This window comes from Ruegeria lacuscaerulensis, assembly GCF_013034685.1.
Lineage (GTDB): Bacteria > Pseudomonadota > Alphaproteobacteria > Rhodobacterales > Rhodobacteraceae > Ruegeria > Ruegeria lacuscaerulensis_B.
Map to the genome: position 1 here is coordinate 1 of NZ_WQGO01000012.1, position 15,822 is coordinate 15,822.

The following is a 15,822-nucleotide window of genomic DNA, read 5'->3' on the forward strand; positions in this document are numbered from 1 at the left end:
GAGAATTGAATCAGCAGCTTGCCTCTCAATCAAGGAAGAGTTTTTCAACGACATCAGCTCAGAGCAGTCGTTCGCTGCGCAGTGCATCAGTGACCGCTGTGCGGACAAAGCGTAATTTAGCCGCGTTCGGCGGCAACGCCCGCTATCAAACTTCTTCCGCTCTTGTCCGCTTCAGCGAGAAGCCGAGTATTAGCCTGCCGTCTGAACTCACTCGGGGTTTGCCCGACCCATTCCTTGAAAGAGCGCGTAAAACTGGTTGGGGCCGAATATCCAAGGGCGTCGGCAATATCTCCAATAGGTCGGTCGGTTTGCTTCAACATTTCGACCGCGTAATTTGTCTTTAGGTGGACGAGGATTTCACCAAGGCTGGTGTTTTCCTTTTCAAGCAACCTTGAAATGCTGCGTTCTGATTTTCCGCAGAGTTTGGAGGCTGACTGCGATGTCAAAGCTACTTCACCAACAAATGGTCGAAGAGCTTGTTCGATTGCGGCTGCGGCCTTGCGCGCAGGAAACCCACTGGTCGCGTCCATAGTAGAGCGTTGTTCAAATTCGGATCGGTGGAACGGAGTTGTCAGCCAACTTGATGGAAACCCAAGTCGGTATCCGTGCCGATCTCCCCTTATCGCCTTGATGCCCAAAAACAGTGGCGGTAGGGCACTCGGGTCGCTTACTGTCACAACGATATTATGTGCATTCCAATCGTCACCCATTGCTCGACGAATGACCGACACCATCATTGCTGCAAAAAATCCATCGATTTGCGCGGGAACAAATGACGGCTCAAAAGCCCGGCGCCCGTAAAATACTGCCCGATCCCCATGAATTTCCAGGGATTGCGTTTGAGCGCTGGAGTGTTCCGTTGCTTCAATAGCAAAACGCGTGAGCAATTGGCCCAAGTCTGAGGCTTCGGCGCTGGCGGTAACCATGGGCGGCCATGTCGCGGTGTTCACAGCCTCTCCGAGGTGGGCGAGGAATGCCGGATCTCCGGCGGCAGCGGCCGCATCTTCACAAAACTGGTAAATTACCAACGCTGGGACAAAAGTTTCAGCATTTTCGAATGCGGATCGCTTTAGGCCGACACCATCCAATATGGCATCTGTGGGTAAATGCATCTTGTCCAGCGCGGCGACCAATACCGCAGCCGAATTTAGCCGGATCAGGGGGAGTTCACTCATATCCGGCCGTCGACTACTGACAGGGGAATTAGTCTGGTGGCGCATTCTTCCATAACAACACCAATTATGAACACTGCGGAATGGAATCTGACCGTACCACTCAATCTCGGTCAGTTAAATGGCGGCGTCGTCCGAGAAAGAAAGGACGCCAAAGCGCAGATGGGCTTTTCTGAACTCACATAGAGCGGATTCTGCGGGTCCTGTCTGCCAGGGCCGTGGAACTTGGCCAGAGTGGCTGCGAGGAGGAATTCACATGACCGATCATGTCGACAACAATCAATCTTACAGCGAAAAGATTTCGAGACTGAAGGGGAATGGCGATACCCCGGCAGATATCGCTGAGGGCGCCCCGCAATCGCCTGAACGCCGCGAACTGCTGGTGGCTGGTGGCGCCATCGGTGCGACGATGATGGTTGGCGGCCGTGCCGATGCCCAGGCGGTCTACAGCAATAGCCCACCGTCGGATGTTCCCGCTGAATACACAGCTCCATCTGAGACGCTGAAGCCAGGCGAGCCAACCAGTGATTACTACGTGCCGTCCACGGAAAGGGACGCCAACGTGAACTGGTGGATGGGACGCAATGTCGGTGGCGTTACGATTGGCTTAATACAACTCCGAGCGCACCTACCGATGGCACCGGGTAATATGGGCAATGCAACGACATTCGATTTCCCGCTGCTCTACCGCGAGATGCTGCCGGAAAACCCGTATGACATAATGGCGCTCGAACCTCCCGAAGCCTTCACGGACGAAATCGTCAAGGCGGCGCGCTGGCTGGAGCTTCAAGGGGTGCGCGCCATCATGGGGAATTGCGGTTTCTTTGGAACTTATCAGAAAGCTGTCGCCGAACAGATTGACACACCTTTCTATTCTTCCAGCCTCATTCAGCTTCCAACAATTCTGCAAAGCTTGCCGAGGAAGAAAAAGGTTGGTGTCATTACTGCGAGCGGCGAAGTTCTTGCGGCGGGGCCTGCGATTGAGAATTGCGGTGTCTCTCCAGAAGACAAGGCGAACAGGATTGTCATTGGAGGACTGGAGAATGGTCCGGAAATGAAGAAAGTCCTGAACTTGGTCGGGAGTTATAACATGTTGTTGCTGGAGCAGGAGATCGTTGCGATGGCGCGGTCGCTCGTAGAGAAAGATCCGGCAATCGGCTCAATCTTGCTGGAATGCACAGAACTGCCACCCGCCGCACATGCGGTACAGAATGCGGTCAGATTACCTGTGTGGGATTACACCACGCTTACCAAGTGGATCCACGACGGCTGTCTCAGACGACCATTCTACGGGGTTATCTAAAACCATTGATGTCAGATCCGACTCAGTCAATCGTTTCAAAACACAGGCAAAATGAATGATAGGCCAAAAACAATCCAACCAGTCGATGGCATCGATACTGCTGGCCGTGGCCTTAGGCATTGCCGCTCCCGGTGTCGCCATTTCAGAGGAGCTCTCGGCACCAACTGTGTCCGAAGGTCAAGCCAGAACGATCCCTCGCGGCCCCAACGAAGTTTCGGCGCGAATAGAAGCGGATAACGAGCCTAAAGAGACTACCTTTGATTTTCCAGGTATCGACCGGGCGCTTGAACCTTGGAACGATTGGAAATCGCGGATTGCCGAAGACAAGGGTGTCAGGCTGGGTTTCGACTATAACTTCGCAACGCAGGGAGCGAATAACGAAGCCGGAGAGGACAGTGCCACCGGTGGAATTTTCCGGGCCTATATCAGTTGGGATCTATGGGAGCGTACCGATAAATCCCGAACAGGGACTTTGGACATACGGGTCGAAAACAGACATCGCGTCGGTACGGCTCTGGCTCCCGAAGCTCTGGCTCCGAATTTTGGATGGGCAGGAACGACCGCACCGGACTGGAGCAATCAAGGCTGGGGGCTTCCTGTTTTCATGTTGCGGCAAAGATTAGATGTTGGCGACGCACCCATCGAATTACGGGTCGGCAGAATGAGCGCCTTTTCCCAATTCGACATTACACCATACTCGGACAACCTGACGACGTTCCAAAACAACAGCATCATTCTCAGCCCGACCATTGGTTACCCTTCAGCGGGATCGTTTGGCGTAGGGGGGTATGTCGGGATTCCCCGTAGCAAACTCTATGTCTTGGGCATGATCATGGATGCCAATGGGCGCTATGATGATTTGTCGCTGGAAACACTTGGTGACGGAGAATATTTCAAAGCGTTGGAATTCGGCTGGACCGATCAGGACTTGTCTGGCCTGTCCTACCTTTTCAACAACCTACACATAGCCCTTTGGCATACAGATGACGCCAATTACGGAGCAGGGTTGACTGGCTCTTACACATTTACAGAACAGCGTCTTGGAACGTTCGGCCGCATTGCCTGGGCCAAGGACGGGGCTGGCACACTTTACCAAAAACTCGTTTCTGCTGGTTTCACTAAAGGAGTATTCCGTGACAGTATGATCGGCATGGGTGCCAGCTGGGGAGAAGTTCAAAACACCGATGAAAGCCAGATCGCAGCAGAGTTATTTTACAGATGGCAAGTTGCTCAAAATCTGGCGATTACCCCCAGCATTCAATTTCTTTCCAATCCGGTATTCAATCCAGCCGAAAAATCGGTCACCGTATTCGGGGTCCGGGCGAGAGTTACATTTTAGCCAGTGGTTAATCGAATTATTTTCGGCTACCGCAACAATCAGTGCCTTTAATGCAGCTCCAATGACAGGTTTATTACGTGTTGCAGTCTTTCGAATGAACAGCGGCATTCGTCAAGATGGGCTCGAAGCGGCCATTCTCCGCAGCTTGCATGTTTGGCAGGTCCAGCCCGAAGCAGGCATTCACAGTCAAGCTTTTCAGTTTTGCACCAAACCATTCACTAGGACATGCGCGACGTTCAGGAAATCATGTTGTCTTTTCCAAGCAGCGTAATTTGCGTTACCAATAGACATGAATGGAGACCGCAGACTTTCCGCAGTACTCTCGGCCGATGTAGTAAACTACTCAGGCCAGATTAAGGCAGATGAAAATAGGACTCTCAGCGAACTTCGTGTTCTACGTCGAGAGTTATTTGATCCTTTGGTTAGCGATCATCAAGGTAATGTCGTTAAGAGGATGGGTGATGGATGGATAGTCGAGTTTAACTCGGTATCTGATGCAGTACGATGCGCCCTTGATCTTCAAAGCCAGGTGTCAACTCAGTCCTCATTGAAACTACGAGTGGGTGTGCATCTTGGAGATGTCGTATTCGACGAAGATGACATTTTCGGCGATGGCATCAATCTATCTGCACGTCTACAAGAGGCTTCCAACGAAGGGGCTGTGTTAATTTCAGATGTCGTCCATCGCAGCCTTGACGAGCGCCTCGCTGAGCAATTTTATCGCGCTGGAGAGCGACAGTTTAAGAACGCGCCGTCACCAATAGAAGTTTTCCAATGGTCGCCGCCAGGTTCTGCCCCACCGCGAGTAACTCCGGCTAGCCATACAAAGTCTCTGCTAATCGGCGTCTTACCTTTCGATAATCTTTCTTCTGACCCCGATCAGGAGTTTTTTGCAGATGGAATTACCGAAGAGATCATCACCACTTTATCAAAACTCCCGAATTTACTGGTCGTCGCGCGTAACTCTACATTCGTCTACAAAGGTCGCTCCGTTGACGTGAAACAGGTCGGTCTGGAGCAGGGTGTCGATCTTGTACTTGAGGGAAGTGTCCGTCAAAGCGGTAACCGGGTGAGGATCACAGCACAGCTAATCGATGCAAAGTCCGGCATGCATATTTGGGCAGACCGCTATGATCGCCTCATTGAAGATGTATTCGAAGTTCAGGATGAAATCGCGCTTAGGATTGCAACCGAGCTTCAAGTCGAACTGTTGGCGGGAGAAATGGCTCGTTTCAGAGGATCCGGCACAAATAACCTTGGCGCGTGGACTGCTCAACTAAAGGCCGTTGAGGCTTCGCGCAGAATTACCAGGGAAGCTCAGGCCGACGCTCGCCGATTTGCACAACAGGCAATTGAACTCGACCCGGGTTACTCGGCTCCGTATTGTACTTTGGGATTCATTTGCACTGTCGAAGCACGACATGGATTTGTTGCTGACCAGCGTGCCGCGCTAGCGGAGGCTCGTGACTGCGCTCAGCGGGCTCTGGAAATAGACAGCTACAACCCAGAGGCTCACGCTATTGCGGGTTTTGCGGACGCAATCGATGGCAAGCTGGTTTCGGCTATCGAAAAGTTCAACGAGGCACTAGCGCTGAATCCAAACCACGCTGACGTGGCTGCCAGACTGTCAATCACCCTAGCTTTCAATGGCCAGGCAAATGAAGCGATCCAAGTCGCACAACAGGCCATTACCTTGAACCCTCACTATCCAGGTTGGTATGCAGGCGTTCTGGGTTTAGCCCTTCGACTTGACGGTCAATACGAGGAAGCCAAGAAAGCATTCACCGAATATGGTCAAAGGGTTGAAGGCTTTGGTCACCTCGACCTCGTAATCGTCCATGTAGAGACAGAGAACCTGGAGGCCGCTCGCGATGAAGCACGGAATGTGATGAAATACCGCCCTCTGTTTTCCATTTCGGCCTGGGCGAAAACTCAACTTTTCTCTGACAGAAAAAGGCTGGAGAAAGACTGTGCGTCATTGCGACTAGCCGGTTTGCCTGAATAGGAGCAGGGTTTCGCTGAAGCAGGATGGTTTGTGATGCAAACCAATCTCACAAGTTTCCGATTTGGGTTCGTGATGGCCGTGCGCTTCTAGGCGCCTTGGCGGTAGGCCGCAGTCCAAACCCGGATACTCACAAATGGGCCCAGCAATTTCCCAGTAGCAGACGAAAGCTGCCCTTCGCGGTTAAACAACCAAGTTGATATTTTTGGCCGATTATCCGAAGGAACTTGAAGCTTAATTTATTTGATCACGCGGGCTTTATTAGTGTTTCCAGATATGCCCGAGTGTCGGCGTCCCACGAGCTGGGGTCCTCTCCATGGGCGACCACCGCGTGCAGTTCCATGAGCTTCCAGACTTCGTCCTTGGTCGCTGCGATCACTTTCCCTGGGCAGGCCTCCATGCCCTCGCAATCCTTGCAGGCATATGAATAAACAGTGTTCATCGCTTTCTCCTCCGTTCGCTCGAAAAGTTGCTTAGAACTCAGGAAACGTCGGCAGCCCGTCGTCGAGTTTTATCCATGGCTGCTGATGTGACACGAAGATGTGGGCCTTGGGTTGCGCAATCGATGGGTCGTCCAACGTTACAGAAGAAAACCAAGCGTCAGCGCTCCAGTCTTGGCCCTCAACTTCATTTAGGGCGGCATAGGTCAACGTCGTTCCACAGTCCCGACAAAACCCGCGGCGAATACCCGGAGTTTTCTCAATGTGTTGGATTTCGCCTTTGATAACGGCGAAGTCTTCGGCGGCCACTTTAGCCCAAGTTGCAAAGGCGCCACCAAGGGCCATTTGGCATGAACGACAATGGCAATGTCCCGACCAGACAGGTGGTGTCGCGATCTGGTATCGAACAGCACCACAGTAACATCCACCTTGAAGTTTTTCCATCGTATCAAGATCTCCTGGCATGCGGCTAGGTTGACATCAGCACTAAAGCATCCGCTCCAATATTTTATAATAGAAGCGCAGATTTCACTGTGAATAATGTCAAGAATGCCGATATCATGCGACTCAAATAGTCTAATCAAACATTAGAAAATCTACAGCATGGACTGGCTGCACCTTCCCCCAATGAACGCTTTGCGCGCCTTCTCAGCGGTTGCGGAAGCTGGGAGTTACACCGTGGCTGCTGAACGCTTGAACGTGACCCAAGCGGCTGTCAGCCAGCAGGTCAAATCGTTGGAAAGGCATTTGGGTGTAGCTCTCGTTGTTAGACGTGGGCGCAGCATTGAATTGACAGAGCCAGGCATCATTCTTGCGCGTGAACTGGGTATCGGCTTTGAAATCATTGGAAGGGGTGTCGAACGACTGGCAGAACACACAGCGCAGCGTCCCGTTCAAGTGACAATGTCACCAGCATTCGCGGTGGAGTGGCTGTTGCCGAGAATGGCAGAGTTTCAACGTGAGCATCCAGAGATCACTTTGATGCTGAACCCAACTTCTGAACTGGTTCAGATAAGACCAGGCGGCATCGATGTCGCCATTCGGTATCACGACAGACGCATGCCGAGAAAAGAAGAGGATACTGTCCTTGTTTCCGACATGGTCGTGATCGGGGCACCTTCACTGGTGGGAGGCCAAGATCTGCGTGACCCGGCTTCTCTGACGAAGCTGCCCTGGTTGCAGGAACTGGGCACCAACGAGGCGGCTGACTGGTTCACCTATCACGGGGTTGTTCCTGCCGAACCATTGACCATAAATCACATGCCGGGGAACCTGATCATGACTGCGGTTCGCCGGGGTGACGGTATCACGTATACCGCCAGAGCTTTTTTCGAGGACGATCTATCATCTGGTCGGATGATTGAATTGTTCTCTGAGCCTCTCTTCGGCGTCTATTACATCCAGACGCAGGCAGAATTTCAGCGCCCCGAGGCTAAGGTGTTCGTCAACTGGCTTAAATCTCAGTCGCAAGTCGTATCGAGACACAACTCTGGAAGCTGAGACGTATCTATTTACCCCTCTGCTCTGTTTGCTCAAGACCGTTGGTTTCGCCGTTTCTTAAGGCTGCTTTGTGGAGGAGCCAGCTGCGATCAGAGCCGCCATCCCTCCATCGATGAACTGCACGTTTTGAAAACCCATCGCAGTCAATACATTTGCCGCTGCCGCGCCTCGGTAACTAGGAGCGCCGCCACAGGTGGTGAAAATTCGCCTTCCACGATCCTGTAACTCTTGAGATCTGTATTCACTTTCAAGGTCTGCCATCCAAGCGACGGCGCGACCAGGAGCCGGAATTGCTCTCGGGCTGAGACCCGTGGCCGCCATTTCAGCACTATCCCTCACGTCCACCACAAGTGCGTTGGGGTCTTCGATCAGTACTGCCAGCGCGTCAGTTGCTGAAATTGGATTTGCTTTGGATATTTCCTGAGCTTCCATTTGTGCGAATGTTAAGACCATGTTGCCCCCCGACTGCAAATCCTACGCGATGCTACCATGCGGCTGATTTACCGCAAAACGGCATCCAAGCGATGATTGCCGGTCTTGTGGTCGCCCAGACGGTTGCCATCAACGAAGTTAAACAATTCCCGATCAACGGCAGAAGCGGGCCTCGCAAATGCCCCAGCCATTGCTGTTGATCCGAGATTACTCGGCGGCCAACGCCTTCTGCCTGCAATAACACGACGCCTTTATCGGCACCTCGGCGCGGGCAGCGGCCTTGTCCAATTGTAGCTTAATGTGGGCGGCTTCGACCGTTTCACCGCGCCGGGTGAGACATTCGTGCAAACCATGCAGGCTCCAGACGTTGCCCGGATGCTGACAGGCCCGGCTAAGCGTTGCATCCAGGCCAAGGTCTGCACGGTAAACAGCTTCGGCTTCCTCCATCTGGCCCTGTTCAAGAAGAAGAGCACCCAGCGCATGACGGGTGGGTTGCATCCAGCCCCAGGGCTCGTCGTATGGCAAGTTATCGTCGATCTCCACTGACTTTCGCAGGTGATCAAAGGCCGTTTCGTGCTCTCCTGTGTGATAGGCCAACTCACCCAGCATCATTTGCTCAGCGACCTTCAGAATGTCCCGACATGTGTTGTTGAACAGCATTCGGGTCTCAGGAACTCTGGCCAGAGCATCATAGAACTTGGCTTTTTCACTCTCGGCTTCAGCGACCCTGTGTAGGTTGGCCAAGGCAACCGTCCTTGCATACCGCATCATGGCGATAGTGACGCTGTAGAGCTCCGAATCTTCAGGTAAATCCTGATCAAGGATAGCCTGCCAGCGTCCAAACCTGATCAATACATGTTGTTTCATAGGAATGAACGCCTCGAACCAATCAGCCATTGGTCGAAGTGTCTCTGAAGGTAAAGTTTCGACAAGCTCATCGGCAGCTTCCAGTGCCGCCGTTGGCTGCCCTAAAAACATCGCTCCGTAGATTTTGAAGTGGTAGTTGTGACACCTGTAAACGGAATAGAAGTTGTCAGGACCTTCGCGTTCCAGGAACTTTCGATCTGACAAGATGGCTTTGTGATTACGCAACACAACGTTCATGTAATCTCCACACAAGACGTCAATATGGGTGGGCATGTGAAGCAAGTGCCCGGCTTCAGGCACCAACGTGCTGAGCACATCACCATGGCGAAGGGCTCGCTCAGGATTTGGCGACATTTCCATCAGGTGAATGTACATGTGCAGGAGCCCTGCGTGCTCCCATGCTCTGGGGAGTGTATCAAATGCAGTTTCGAGGACTGCTATGGCTTCAAGTGTATCGGCTCCATCCGCTGGTTTCCCAGTCGGCAAGTCCCAAAGCTGCCAAGGGGTCCGATTCATGAGTGCCTCGGCTAGGAGGGCGCAAACGTCGAGATCCTGTTTGAATTCAGCATGCAGCTTTCGCATCGCGTCAGCGAAGGCATCATTCCACGGGCTGAAATCCTCAATATCCGATGAGGATGGATAACGAGCCGGAATGGCTTCGATGAGCGCGCGTTCAACAGGCGTCAGTTTGTCCTTTAACGACGCAGCAGCCTCGATTGACGCTTTTGCCAAGGCGATACAGTCAGGCTTCTCGTCTTCTTCGAATGTTTCCCAGGGCTTGTTGTAGTTCGGCCCAATGCAATACGCGATGCCCCAATGCGCCATTGCGCAATTTGGATCCGCAGCCACGGCATTCTGAAAGCATACAATCGCTTCTTCGTGGTTGTACGCATAAGTCCAAGCCAAACCACGATCAAACCAAAGCTGGGCTTCGTCCGACGAGGTTGTGATCTTTCGGCTGTAGCTACCGAGATCATAGTATTCCATCACAATAACCCCCTAATTAAAGGTAGGAGGTTACCACAATGGGCTGTTTCTCGATACTGGCGACATCAAAGCCGACCCAAGGCATAGACCCGACTTATATGAGCCCCATTTGATCGAAGCATTCTTCTTGGCGACTGATCAACTTATCGGCTACGTGCGTGACGCACCGTCCAATCCATCCACAGTAGCCCACCGACAAGACCACAAACACCGCTCGCACACCTAAGACGGGCTTTTGAGAAAGCTGATGTCGGCAGTCAGGTTGGTCTTTTCCGCCAACCAACACTTTTGGGGCCTGGTAACGTCGTGCGACAGCTTCTGTTCTAACTGGCGTTGAAAACGTGTAATTTGAGCTCATTGCGGGCGTCATAAATACGGGCACCCTACCCTTCTAGAGTGGCAACTGCATGGTCGTGAGAGGTATGCGGTCGATGCATGTTGAGGATACGTCGAGCTTCATTCGATTGTCCCGATATTGCCAGCGCATGCGCCAATGAAAACTCAATAATGTCGCGTTGCGCCCGGCTACCACCAAGGCGTTCGTGCTCAGACATGACACTTACGAATTTCTCAATCGCTTCGTCCGCATTTCCATCCGCCAAGGCACGGAATGCGCCTGCTACCGAAGCAACGGTGGGGCCTGCGGGTCCCTTTGCGCCGTCAATGGTTGCTTCCAGACGCTCTCTGTTTCCAGCCATCGCATGCGCAAGAGCAGCGTGAACATCCGCAAAAGCCAAGCCAGGTGAAGGAAAGAACTGAACAGCATAGTCGCTGAGTTGTTGCCAACGCTCCTGAGGAATTTGCTCGCCAGCCAAAAAGGCGCGGTGAACAATTGCCACACTATCAGTCAAAACGTTAAGTGGCGGCGCAGGAGGTCGGTCGGGGGAAACATAATCATCGAACAGCTTCCACATACCTGCCACATCGCCGCTCTCAAGCGCCCACAGAGCGACGTGCCAGCTGAGATGGCAGTGCAGATACGCTGTTAAGGGATAGTCTTGCCAGAACTCGCGAAGATAAGCGTAGCCAGCGTCCGTCTCCCCGTTCTCATAGTAGAGATGGGCCCTGACATGTGCACTGTGTGCGCTGTCTGGCTTCAACTCAAGTGCGCGCTCAATGTTTTCCGCGGCCGGGCCGATCTGTCCGGCCTCCATCTGGGCAAATGCATGCTGGCAGAGAAACCACCAGTCGTCGCCATAGTGTGGCTTCAACATGGTTGTGTAAGCAAGCTGCTCCGCCTCGCGACCAGCCCGACCTGAAAACCCTATTAAGCCAAATACGCTGGTACATGTCTGAGCAAGCAAAATATCTCGCGGATGGTCTGCGACGTGATCTCGGATGCGCCTGTAGGCCTGCGGTGCACGCCCCTCAATGAGATCGCTGATAATGTCGATCTGGGCGGCTTCGCGCGGGCTGACGCCATGCGAAAGTTTTTTTGCGACGGCTATTTCACGCTTTGCATCTTGTCCACGCCCGACAGTAACAAGGTAGCGCGCAAGCCCAACATGCGGCATAGCAAAACCATCATCTGCCCGCATTGCTGATCGGTAGGCTTCTTCAACACCATCAAAAGCACCCAGGAAACGGTCGATGCCTTCAACGTACGCGTCTCGCGCAGTTTGTGATGTGGTCGTTAGCGGGCTTCCGTATCGATCTTCAAGCATCCAAACCTTCCACTATCTGTACCAAACCTGTCCGTCAGTTAGCTATATGAGCATGCCTAGCCATAAACGAGTCAAAGGAAATCGACGGTACGAGGCGCCATGATTTCAGCATCCGTTTCTTTCAGAAGTCTCATGAAATCATCTAAAAGCCGTTCAAACCATAGTTGCTTCATCAAATATCGATTTTCCAAAATTGGACTCCGAAACCAAATTTGGGGATTATTGCATACGGCTCGACCCGCGTCCGTTTAGAGGAGAACGTAGGTATGACTACCCAAACCCGCCCGCTCATTGATACGGCTTGGTTGGCAGATAACCTGACTGACCCGAAACTACGCATCATTGATGTTCGCTGGAAGTTTAGGGAGGAAAACGGCAAGGGCGTGGCCTATGATGATAGGAGCGAATTCCAAGCCGAGCACATTCCTGGCGCAGTGTATGTTGGCATGTCGACAGAGCTTGCAGACAGCACTCAGAACACTCCCGATATGATGCTCGGGCCAGAGGATTTTGGGGAAAAGATGCGAGAGTTGGGTGTTTCCAACGACAGTCATGTCGTGGTCTACGATGACTCCGGGCTTCCGTTGGCGTCTGCGCGTCTTTGGTGGGCACTTTCGCACTATGGCCATAACAACGTGCGGGTCTTGGACGGCGGCTTGCAGCAATGGAAACTCGAAGGTCGGACCACTGAAACTGGCGATCTAGCCGTTGAGCATGGTGACTTTGAACCAACAGTGCAGAGCAATTGGATTGCCCGCAAAGCTGATGTCTTGGATGCGATGGGTAAGCCCGGAGTCAGAATTGTGGACTTTCTACCAAACGACCTCTTCCGAGGCGACGGAGTTCACACATGGGGAGGTCGCTCGGGACATATCCCCAGTGCGGTCAACATACCGGCGATATCGAACATCGATCCGGACTTGGCACACACACCCATATCCGAACGTGCAGCTAAACTAAAGGAACGTGGGTCATTCAAGTTGGCGGATCATTCCAAGCTCCTCAAGCACTATCAGGACAAGGGAATTCAAACTGACGATGAGGTCATCGCCTATTGCGGCCGTGGCATAGCTGCTTCTTGTGGGCTCCTTGCGCTGCGCCAAATGGGGTTTGAAAAGTCCCGCCTGTATGATGGTTCATGGGCTGAGTGGAGCGCCGATGAGAGCCTGCCGGTTGAAACATCGTGAGACTACGATTTTGGGTCACTGAGGGTGGTCCGTTTTTGACGCGTTGCTAGGAGGATTTTTTGATGACGGACAATTTTCGGCTGACCAAAGAAGCTGCGCAGAAGTACAACAACCATAGTGTGCCTGCGATGTTCGGCCCATTGGCTGAAGCAACCATGGAGAAGGTTCAGCTTCGAAGCGGGACTTGTGTCATCGACATTGCATGCGGCACCGGGGCTTTGACGCGAGAGATTGCAAGGAAACTGACGGGCGAAGGGCGGGTGGTTGGCGTAGATCTGAACGAAACCATGATTGAGGTCGCGCAGTCCAATCAGCCGGATTGTCGTCATGTGCTCGAGTGGTATGCAGCAGATGTAACCGAGTTACCTTTCGAAAATGCTACGTTTGACTATGCCTTCATACAACAGGGGCTTCAGTTCTTCCCCGACAAATCCGCCGCTTTGCAGGAAGTTCATAGGATCTTACGCAATGACGGTCAGCTATTTTTGACATGTTGGCGCGCAGTGTCGCCCTTCAATGGAGCGCTTGCAAAAGCTCTCGAACGGCATGTTGGAACAGATGCCGCAGTAAAAGCCAGAGCGCCTTTTTCGTTTCGAGATGGGGACCTCATTTCGAACTTGTTGGTCGATGCAGGCTTCAAGATAGCTCGTTACGAGCCGTTGGTACTAGAGCGAAGATTTATTGATCTTCGTGCGCAAATCATGGCGCTGCCAATCGAAACTGATCTTAGGGATGCAGGTGCTGACGTCACCAAAAAGGTCGTGGAAGAGGTTGCAGACGCTTTGTCTAGATATGACAAAGAAGGCGTATTGCACGTACCGCAAGAAGCGCACCTTTTCGTCGCCGCGGCATAGGTCAACGACCACTGGCTCAGTTCTCAATTACGATCTTTGCCATGGTCGAAAGACAATGCGGCATTAGTGGCGGCCGAGCCTGGCTCCGCGTTGACGGTTGAGTCTGCATCAAACTATACTTTTGCCATGGCTAGCGGAAAATACATCGACGATTTGTCGGTTGGCGAAACCTTCGAAACCGGTGGCGTCACGCTGACCGAGGGAGCGATTATTGACTTCGCACTGGTTCATGACCCGCAGCCCTTCCACGTTAACAAAGTGGCTGCCGCAGAGTCGATGTTCGGCGGTCTCATTGCCAGTGGATTTCAGACAATAGCGCTTACTTTCAGGTTGTTCCGCGACACTGGTGTACTTACCGGAACCAATCTGGGTGGACATGGAATGGACGAGGTACGGTGGCTGGCTCCGGTGTATTCCGGTGACACGATCAGCGTGCGCGTCACGGTTGAGGCGATTACACCGTCACGTTCGAAGCCAGACCGGGGAACGGTCAAATTCCGATACCAGACATTTAACCAGAACGATGTTGAAGTTCTTAACCTGGTTATGCACCACGTGATGGCATATCGGAGTTAAGGCAGTTTGCAGCGACTTGGGCGCGGCAATCAATTTGAACTTCCATTGTCATCTTCAAGAGTATCCTTGGGCTCGCTACATAAGGCTTCTATTCGCAATTGCGGTCGTGGCGTACATGCAAACTAGCTTGTTCGCATGTTCTCAATCCTTTTTGCCTAAATAACTACTTGTAGATTGCCGCATAGCGAGGTGCGAAGAACTTAACGAAGGCTCTAACCTCTGGCCGGCGATAAGCTTCCGGCGAAATGAGCATTAGGTGCGGCACCGCAAGTTCGGGGATTTCGTCGAAACATCGGACAAAAGACATGTCTGTTTCCACCAGCTTGACATTGCTGATCCCAAGGCCTTGCCCTGACCTGATCGCCGCATGCATTAGCTCCAGTTCAGTGAAAGACATGACGATCTGGTCCGGCTCCACGTGATTGGTCAACCATTCGTGGAATACATTGGGCACATCGTCCCGCTGAAAGGTAACAAATTGATGCCCGGCCAGATCATTCGTTGACCCCGGTAAGCCAAATTTGTCCGCGTAGTTTCTGCTGCCGAACAAAGACCAGCGGGCCGTGCTGATCTTACGACAGATCAGGTCAGGATCGGGATCGGTTCTTGCAAGGCGCAAAGCAATGTCGGCCTCGCCCGCCATCAGGTCCAGCGCCCGAACGCTGGACAAAAACTCGAATGCGACATCCTGATTGACGGCGGAAAACTCGTTTACGATTTCGATCATGCGTGCGGAGAAATTTGCCGAATAAGCGGTGATACGGATGGGTTGTGTCGACGTCAATTCCTTCGCGCAATCGGCGAATTCAAGGACTGAAGCCTCGATTGCTTCGGCGAGGGGAACAAGGCGAAGGGCTTCTGGGGTCGGTTTGAACCCGTGCGTACCGCGCTCAAAAAGCGTCAAGCCTGTTTCTCTTTCGAGAACATCAATGCGTCGGGCAACCGTTGGTTGGGAAACCTTTAGCTTTCCAGAGGCCGCAAGCGTCGACCCTTCTCTGAAGACAGAGAGGAACACACGAATATCCGACCAATTTCGGAACCCGTTCTTCATTTTTGTAGAACAGCACAATTTTGTGCCGGATACCAGAAAAACAGGTGAACAGTTACTATTGTTGCGACAGCGCAAGCAACTCGGAAAGGACCATGAGATGGCTTCCCATACAATGTCACCCAGCATCTGGACCGTATTTGGTGGACTGTTCGGTAGGACCAAGAGAGGCTTCCCTAAAAACCAGAAATCGCGGCTTACGGACAATTATCTTCACTCGGAACGCGACTATATAAAAGAGGTGATCTGGAATAATCCGGACGCGTTTTCGAGTGAGCTGGACGTTCAGAACATGATGAGTCTGTATCCAGAAAGGTTCTGAAAACACTTGGTGACAATCGGCCGAACAGGGCGATTAGATCACGCCAAATACAGCTGCAAGCTGGAATTGACAGCCACGCACCTGTGTTGTCGCCATTGAATAAGTACCAATACGAGACTTTCTGTCATC

At 52.5% G+C, this 15,822-nt stretch carries 14 protein-coding genes; 7 read left to right on the top strand and 7 right to left on the bottom strand.

The features are described 5' to 3' along the window. Nucleotides 1-116: 116 nt before the first annotated feature. A complete protein-coding gene (locus tag GOV80_RS20480) occupies nt 117-1,175 on the bottom strand; it encodes a helix-turn-helix domain-containing protein (protein WP_170787363.1) in 1,059 nt (352 codons plus the stop codon). 253 nt (nt 1,176-1,428) lie between these two features. On the opposite strand from GOV80_RS20480, the gene GOV80_RS20485 reads away from it, so the two are divergent. From GOV80_RS20485 to GOV80_RS20495, 3 genes are all read left to right on the top strand, one after another. Beyond that, the gene (locus tag GOV80_RS20485; RefSeq protein ID WP_170787364.1) at nt 1,429-2,475 is read left to right on the top strand and encodes an aspartate/glutamate racemase family protein; all 1,047 of its coding nucleotides are present in this window, start codon (nt 1,429-1,431) and stop codon (nt 2,473-2,475) included. A gap of 55 nt (nt 2,476-2,530) precedes the next feature. Next, nucleotides 2,531-3,814, top strand: coding sequence for a carbohydrate porin (locus GOV80_RS20490; protein WP_170787365.1), 1,284 nt, complete (start codon nt 2,531-2,533; stop codon nt 3,812-3,814). 289 nt (nt 3,815-4,103) lie between these two features. Then, a complete protein-coding gene (locus tag GOV80_RS20495) occupies nt 4,104-5,819 on the top strand; it encodes an adenylate/guanylate cyclase domain-containing protein (protein ID WP_272871076.1) in 1,716 nt (571 codons plus the stop codon). A gap of 244 nt (nt 5,820-6,063) precedes the next feature. On the opposite strand, the gene GOV80_RS20500 is transcribed toward GOV80_RS20495, so the two are convergent. Continuing rightward, a complete protein-coding gene (locus GOV80_RS20500; RefSeq protein WP_170787366.1) occupies nt 6,064-6,258 on the bottom strand; it encodes a DUF1059 domain-containing protein in 195 nt (64 codons plus the stop codon). 31 nt (nt 6,259-6,289) lie between these two features. After that, on the bottom strand, nt 6,290-6,700 hold the full coding sequence (locus tag GOV80_RS20505) for a GFA family protein (protein WP_170787368.1): 411 nt from the start codon (nt 6,698-6,700) through the stop codon (nt 6,290-6,292). A gap of 159 nt (nt 6,701-6,859) precedes the next feature. On the opposite strand from GOV80_RS20505, the gene GOV80_RS20510 reads away from it, so the two are divergent. Next, nucleotides 6,860-7,756, top strand: coding sequence for a LysR family transcriptional regulator (locus GOV80_RS20510; RefSeq protein WP_170787370.1), 897 nt, complete (start codon nt 6,860-6,862; stop codon nt 7,754-7,756). Nucleotides 7,757-7,813: 57 nt separating this feature from the next. Here GOV80_RS20510 and GOV80_RS20515 read toward each other — a convergent pair whose 3' ends face one another. The 3 genes from GOV80_RS20515 to GOV80_RS20525 form a co-directional block, all read right to left on the bottom strand. Then, nucleotides 7,814-8,209 (bottom strand): rhodanese-like domain-containing protein, encoded by a 396-nt coding sequence (locus GOV80_RS20515; protein ID WP_170787372.1) that lies wholly within the window; start codon nt 8,207-8,209, stop codon nt 7,814-7,816. 186 nt (nt 8,210-8,395) lie between these two features. Next, nucleotides 8,396-10,042, bottom strand: coding sequence for a tetratricopeptide repeat protein (locus GOV80_RS20520; RefSeq protein ID WP_170787374.1), 1,647 nt, complete (start codon nt 10,040-10,042; stop codon nt 8,396-8,398). A gap of 383 nt (nt 10,043-10,425) precedes the next feature. Beyond that, nucleotides 10,426-11,706: a tetratricopeptide repeat protein gene (locus tag GOV80_RS20525; protein ID WP_170787375.1), complete on the bottom strand. Its 1,281-nt coding sequence runs from the start codon at nt 11,704-11,706 to the stop codon at nt 10,426-10,428. A gap of 266 nt (nt 11,707-11,972) precedes the next feature. Between GOV80_RS20525 and GOV80_RS20530 the strand changes: the two genes are divergently transcribed. The 3 genes from GOV80_RS20530 to GOV80_RS20540 all read left to right on the top strand — a co-directional run bounded on the left by GOV80_RS20530 (nt 11,973) and on the right by GOV80_RS20540 (nt 14,323). Further along, nucleotides 11,973-12,893: a sulfurtransferase gene (locus GOV80_RS20530; RefSeq protein WP_170787377.1), complete on the top strand. Its 921-nt coding sequence runs from the start codon at nt 11,973-11,975 to the stop codon at nt 12,891-12,893. Between the two features lie 62 nt (nt 12,894-12,955). Beyond that, the gene (locus tag GOV80_RS20535) at nt 12,956-13,747 is read left to right on the top strand and encodes a class I SAM-dependent methyltransferase (protein ID WP_237215966.1); all 792 of its coding nucleotides are present in this window, start codon (nt 12,956-12,958) and stop codon (nt 13,745-13,747) included. A 66-nt stretch (nt 13,748-13,813) separates the two neighbouring features. After that, entirely contained in the window at nt 13,814-14,323 is a 510-nt protein-coding gene (locus GOV80_RS20540) for a MaoC family dehydratase (protein ID WP_214648083.1), read from the top strand. 163 nt (nt 14,324-14,486) lie between these two features. On the opposite strand, the gene GOV80_RS20545 is transcribed toward GOV80_RS20540, so the two are convergent. After that, nucleotides 14,487-15,338, bottom strand: a complete 852-nt coding sequence (locus GOV80_RS20545) for a LysR substrate-binding domain-containing protein (protein ID WP_170787381.1) — start codon at nt 15,336-15,338, stop codon at nt 14,487-14,489. Between the last annotated feature and the right edge of the window lie 484 nt (nt 15,339-15,822).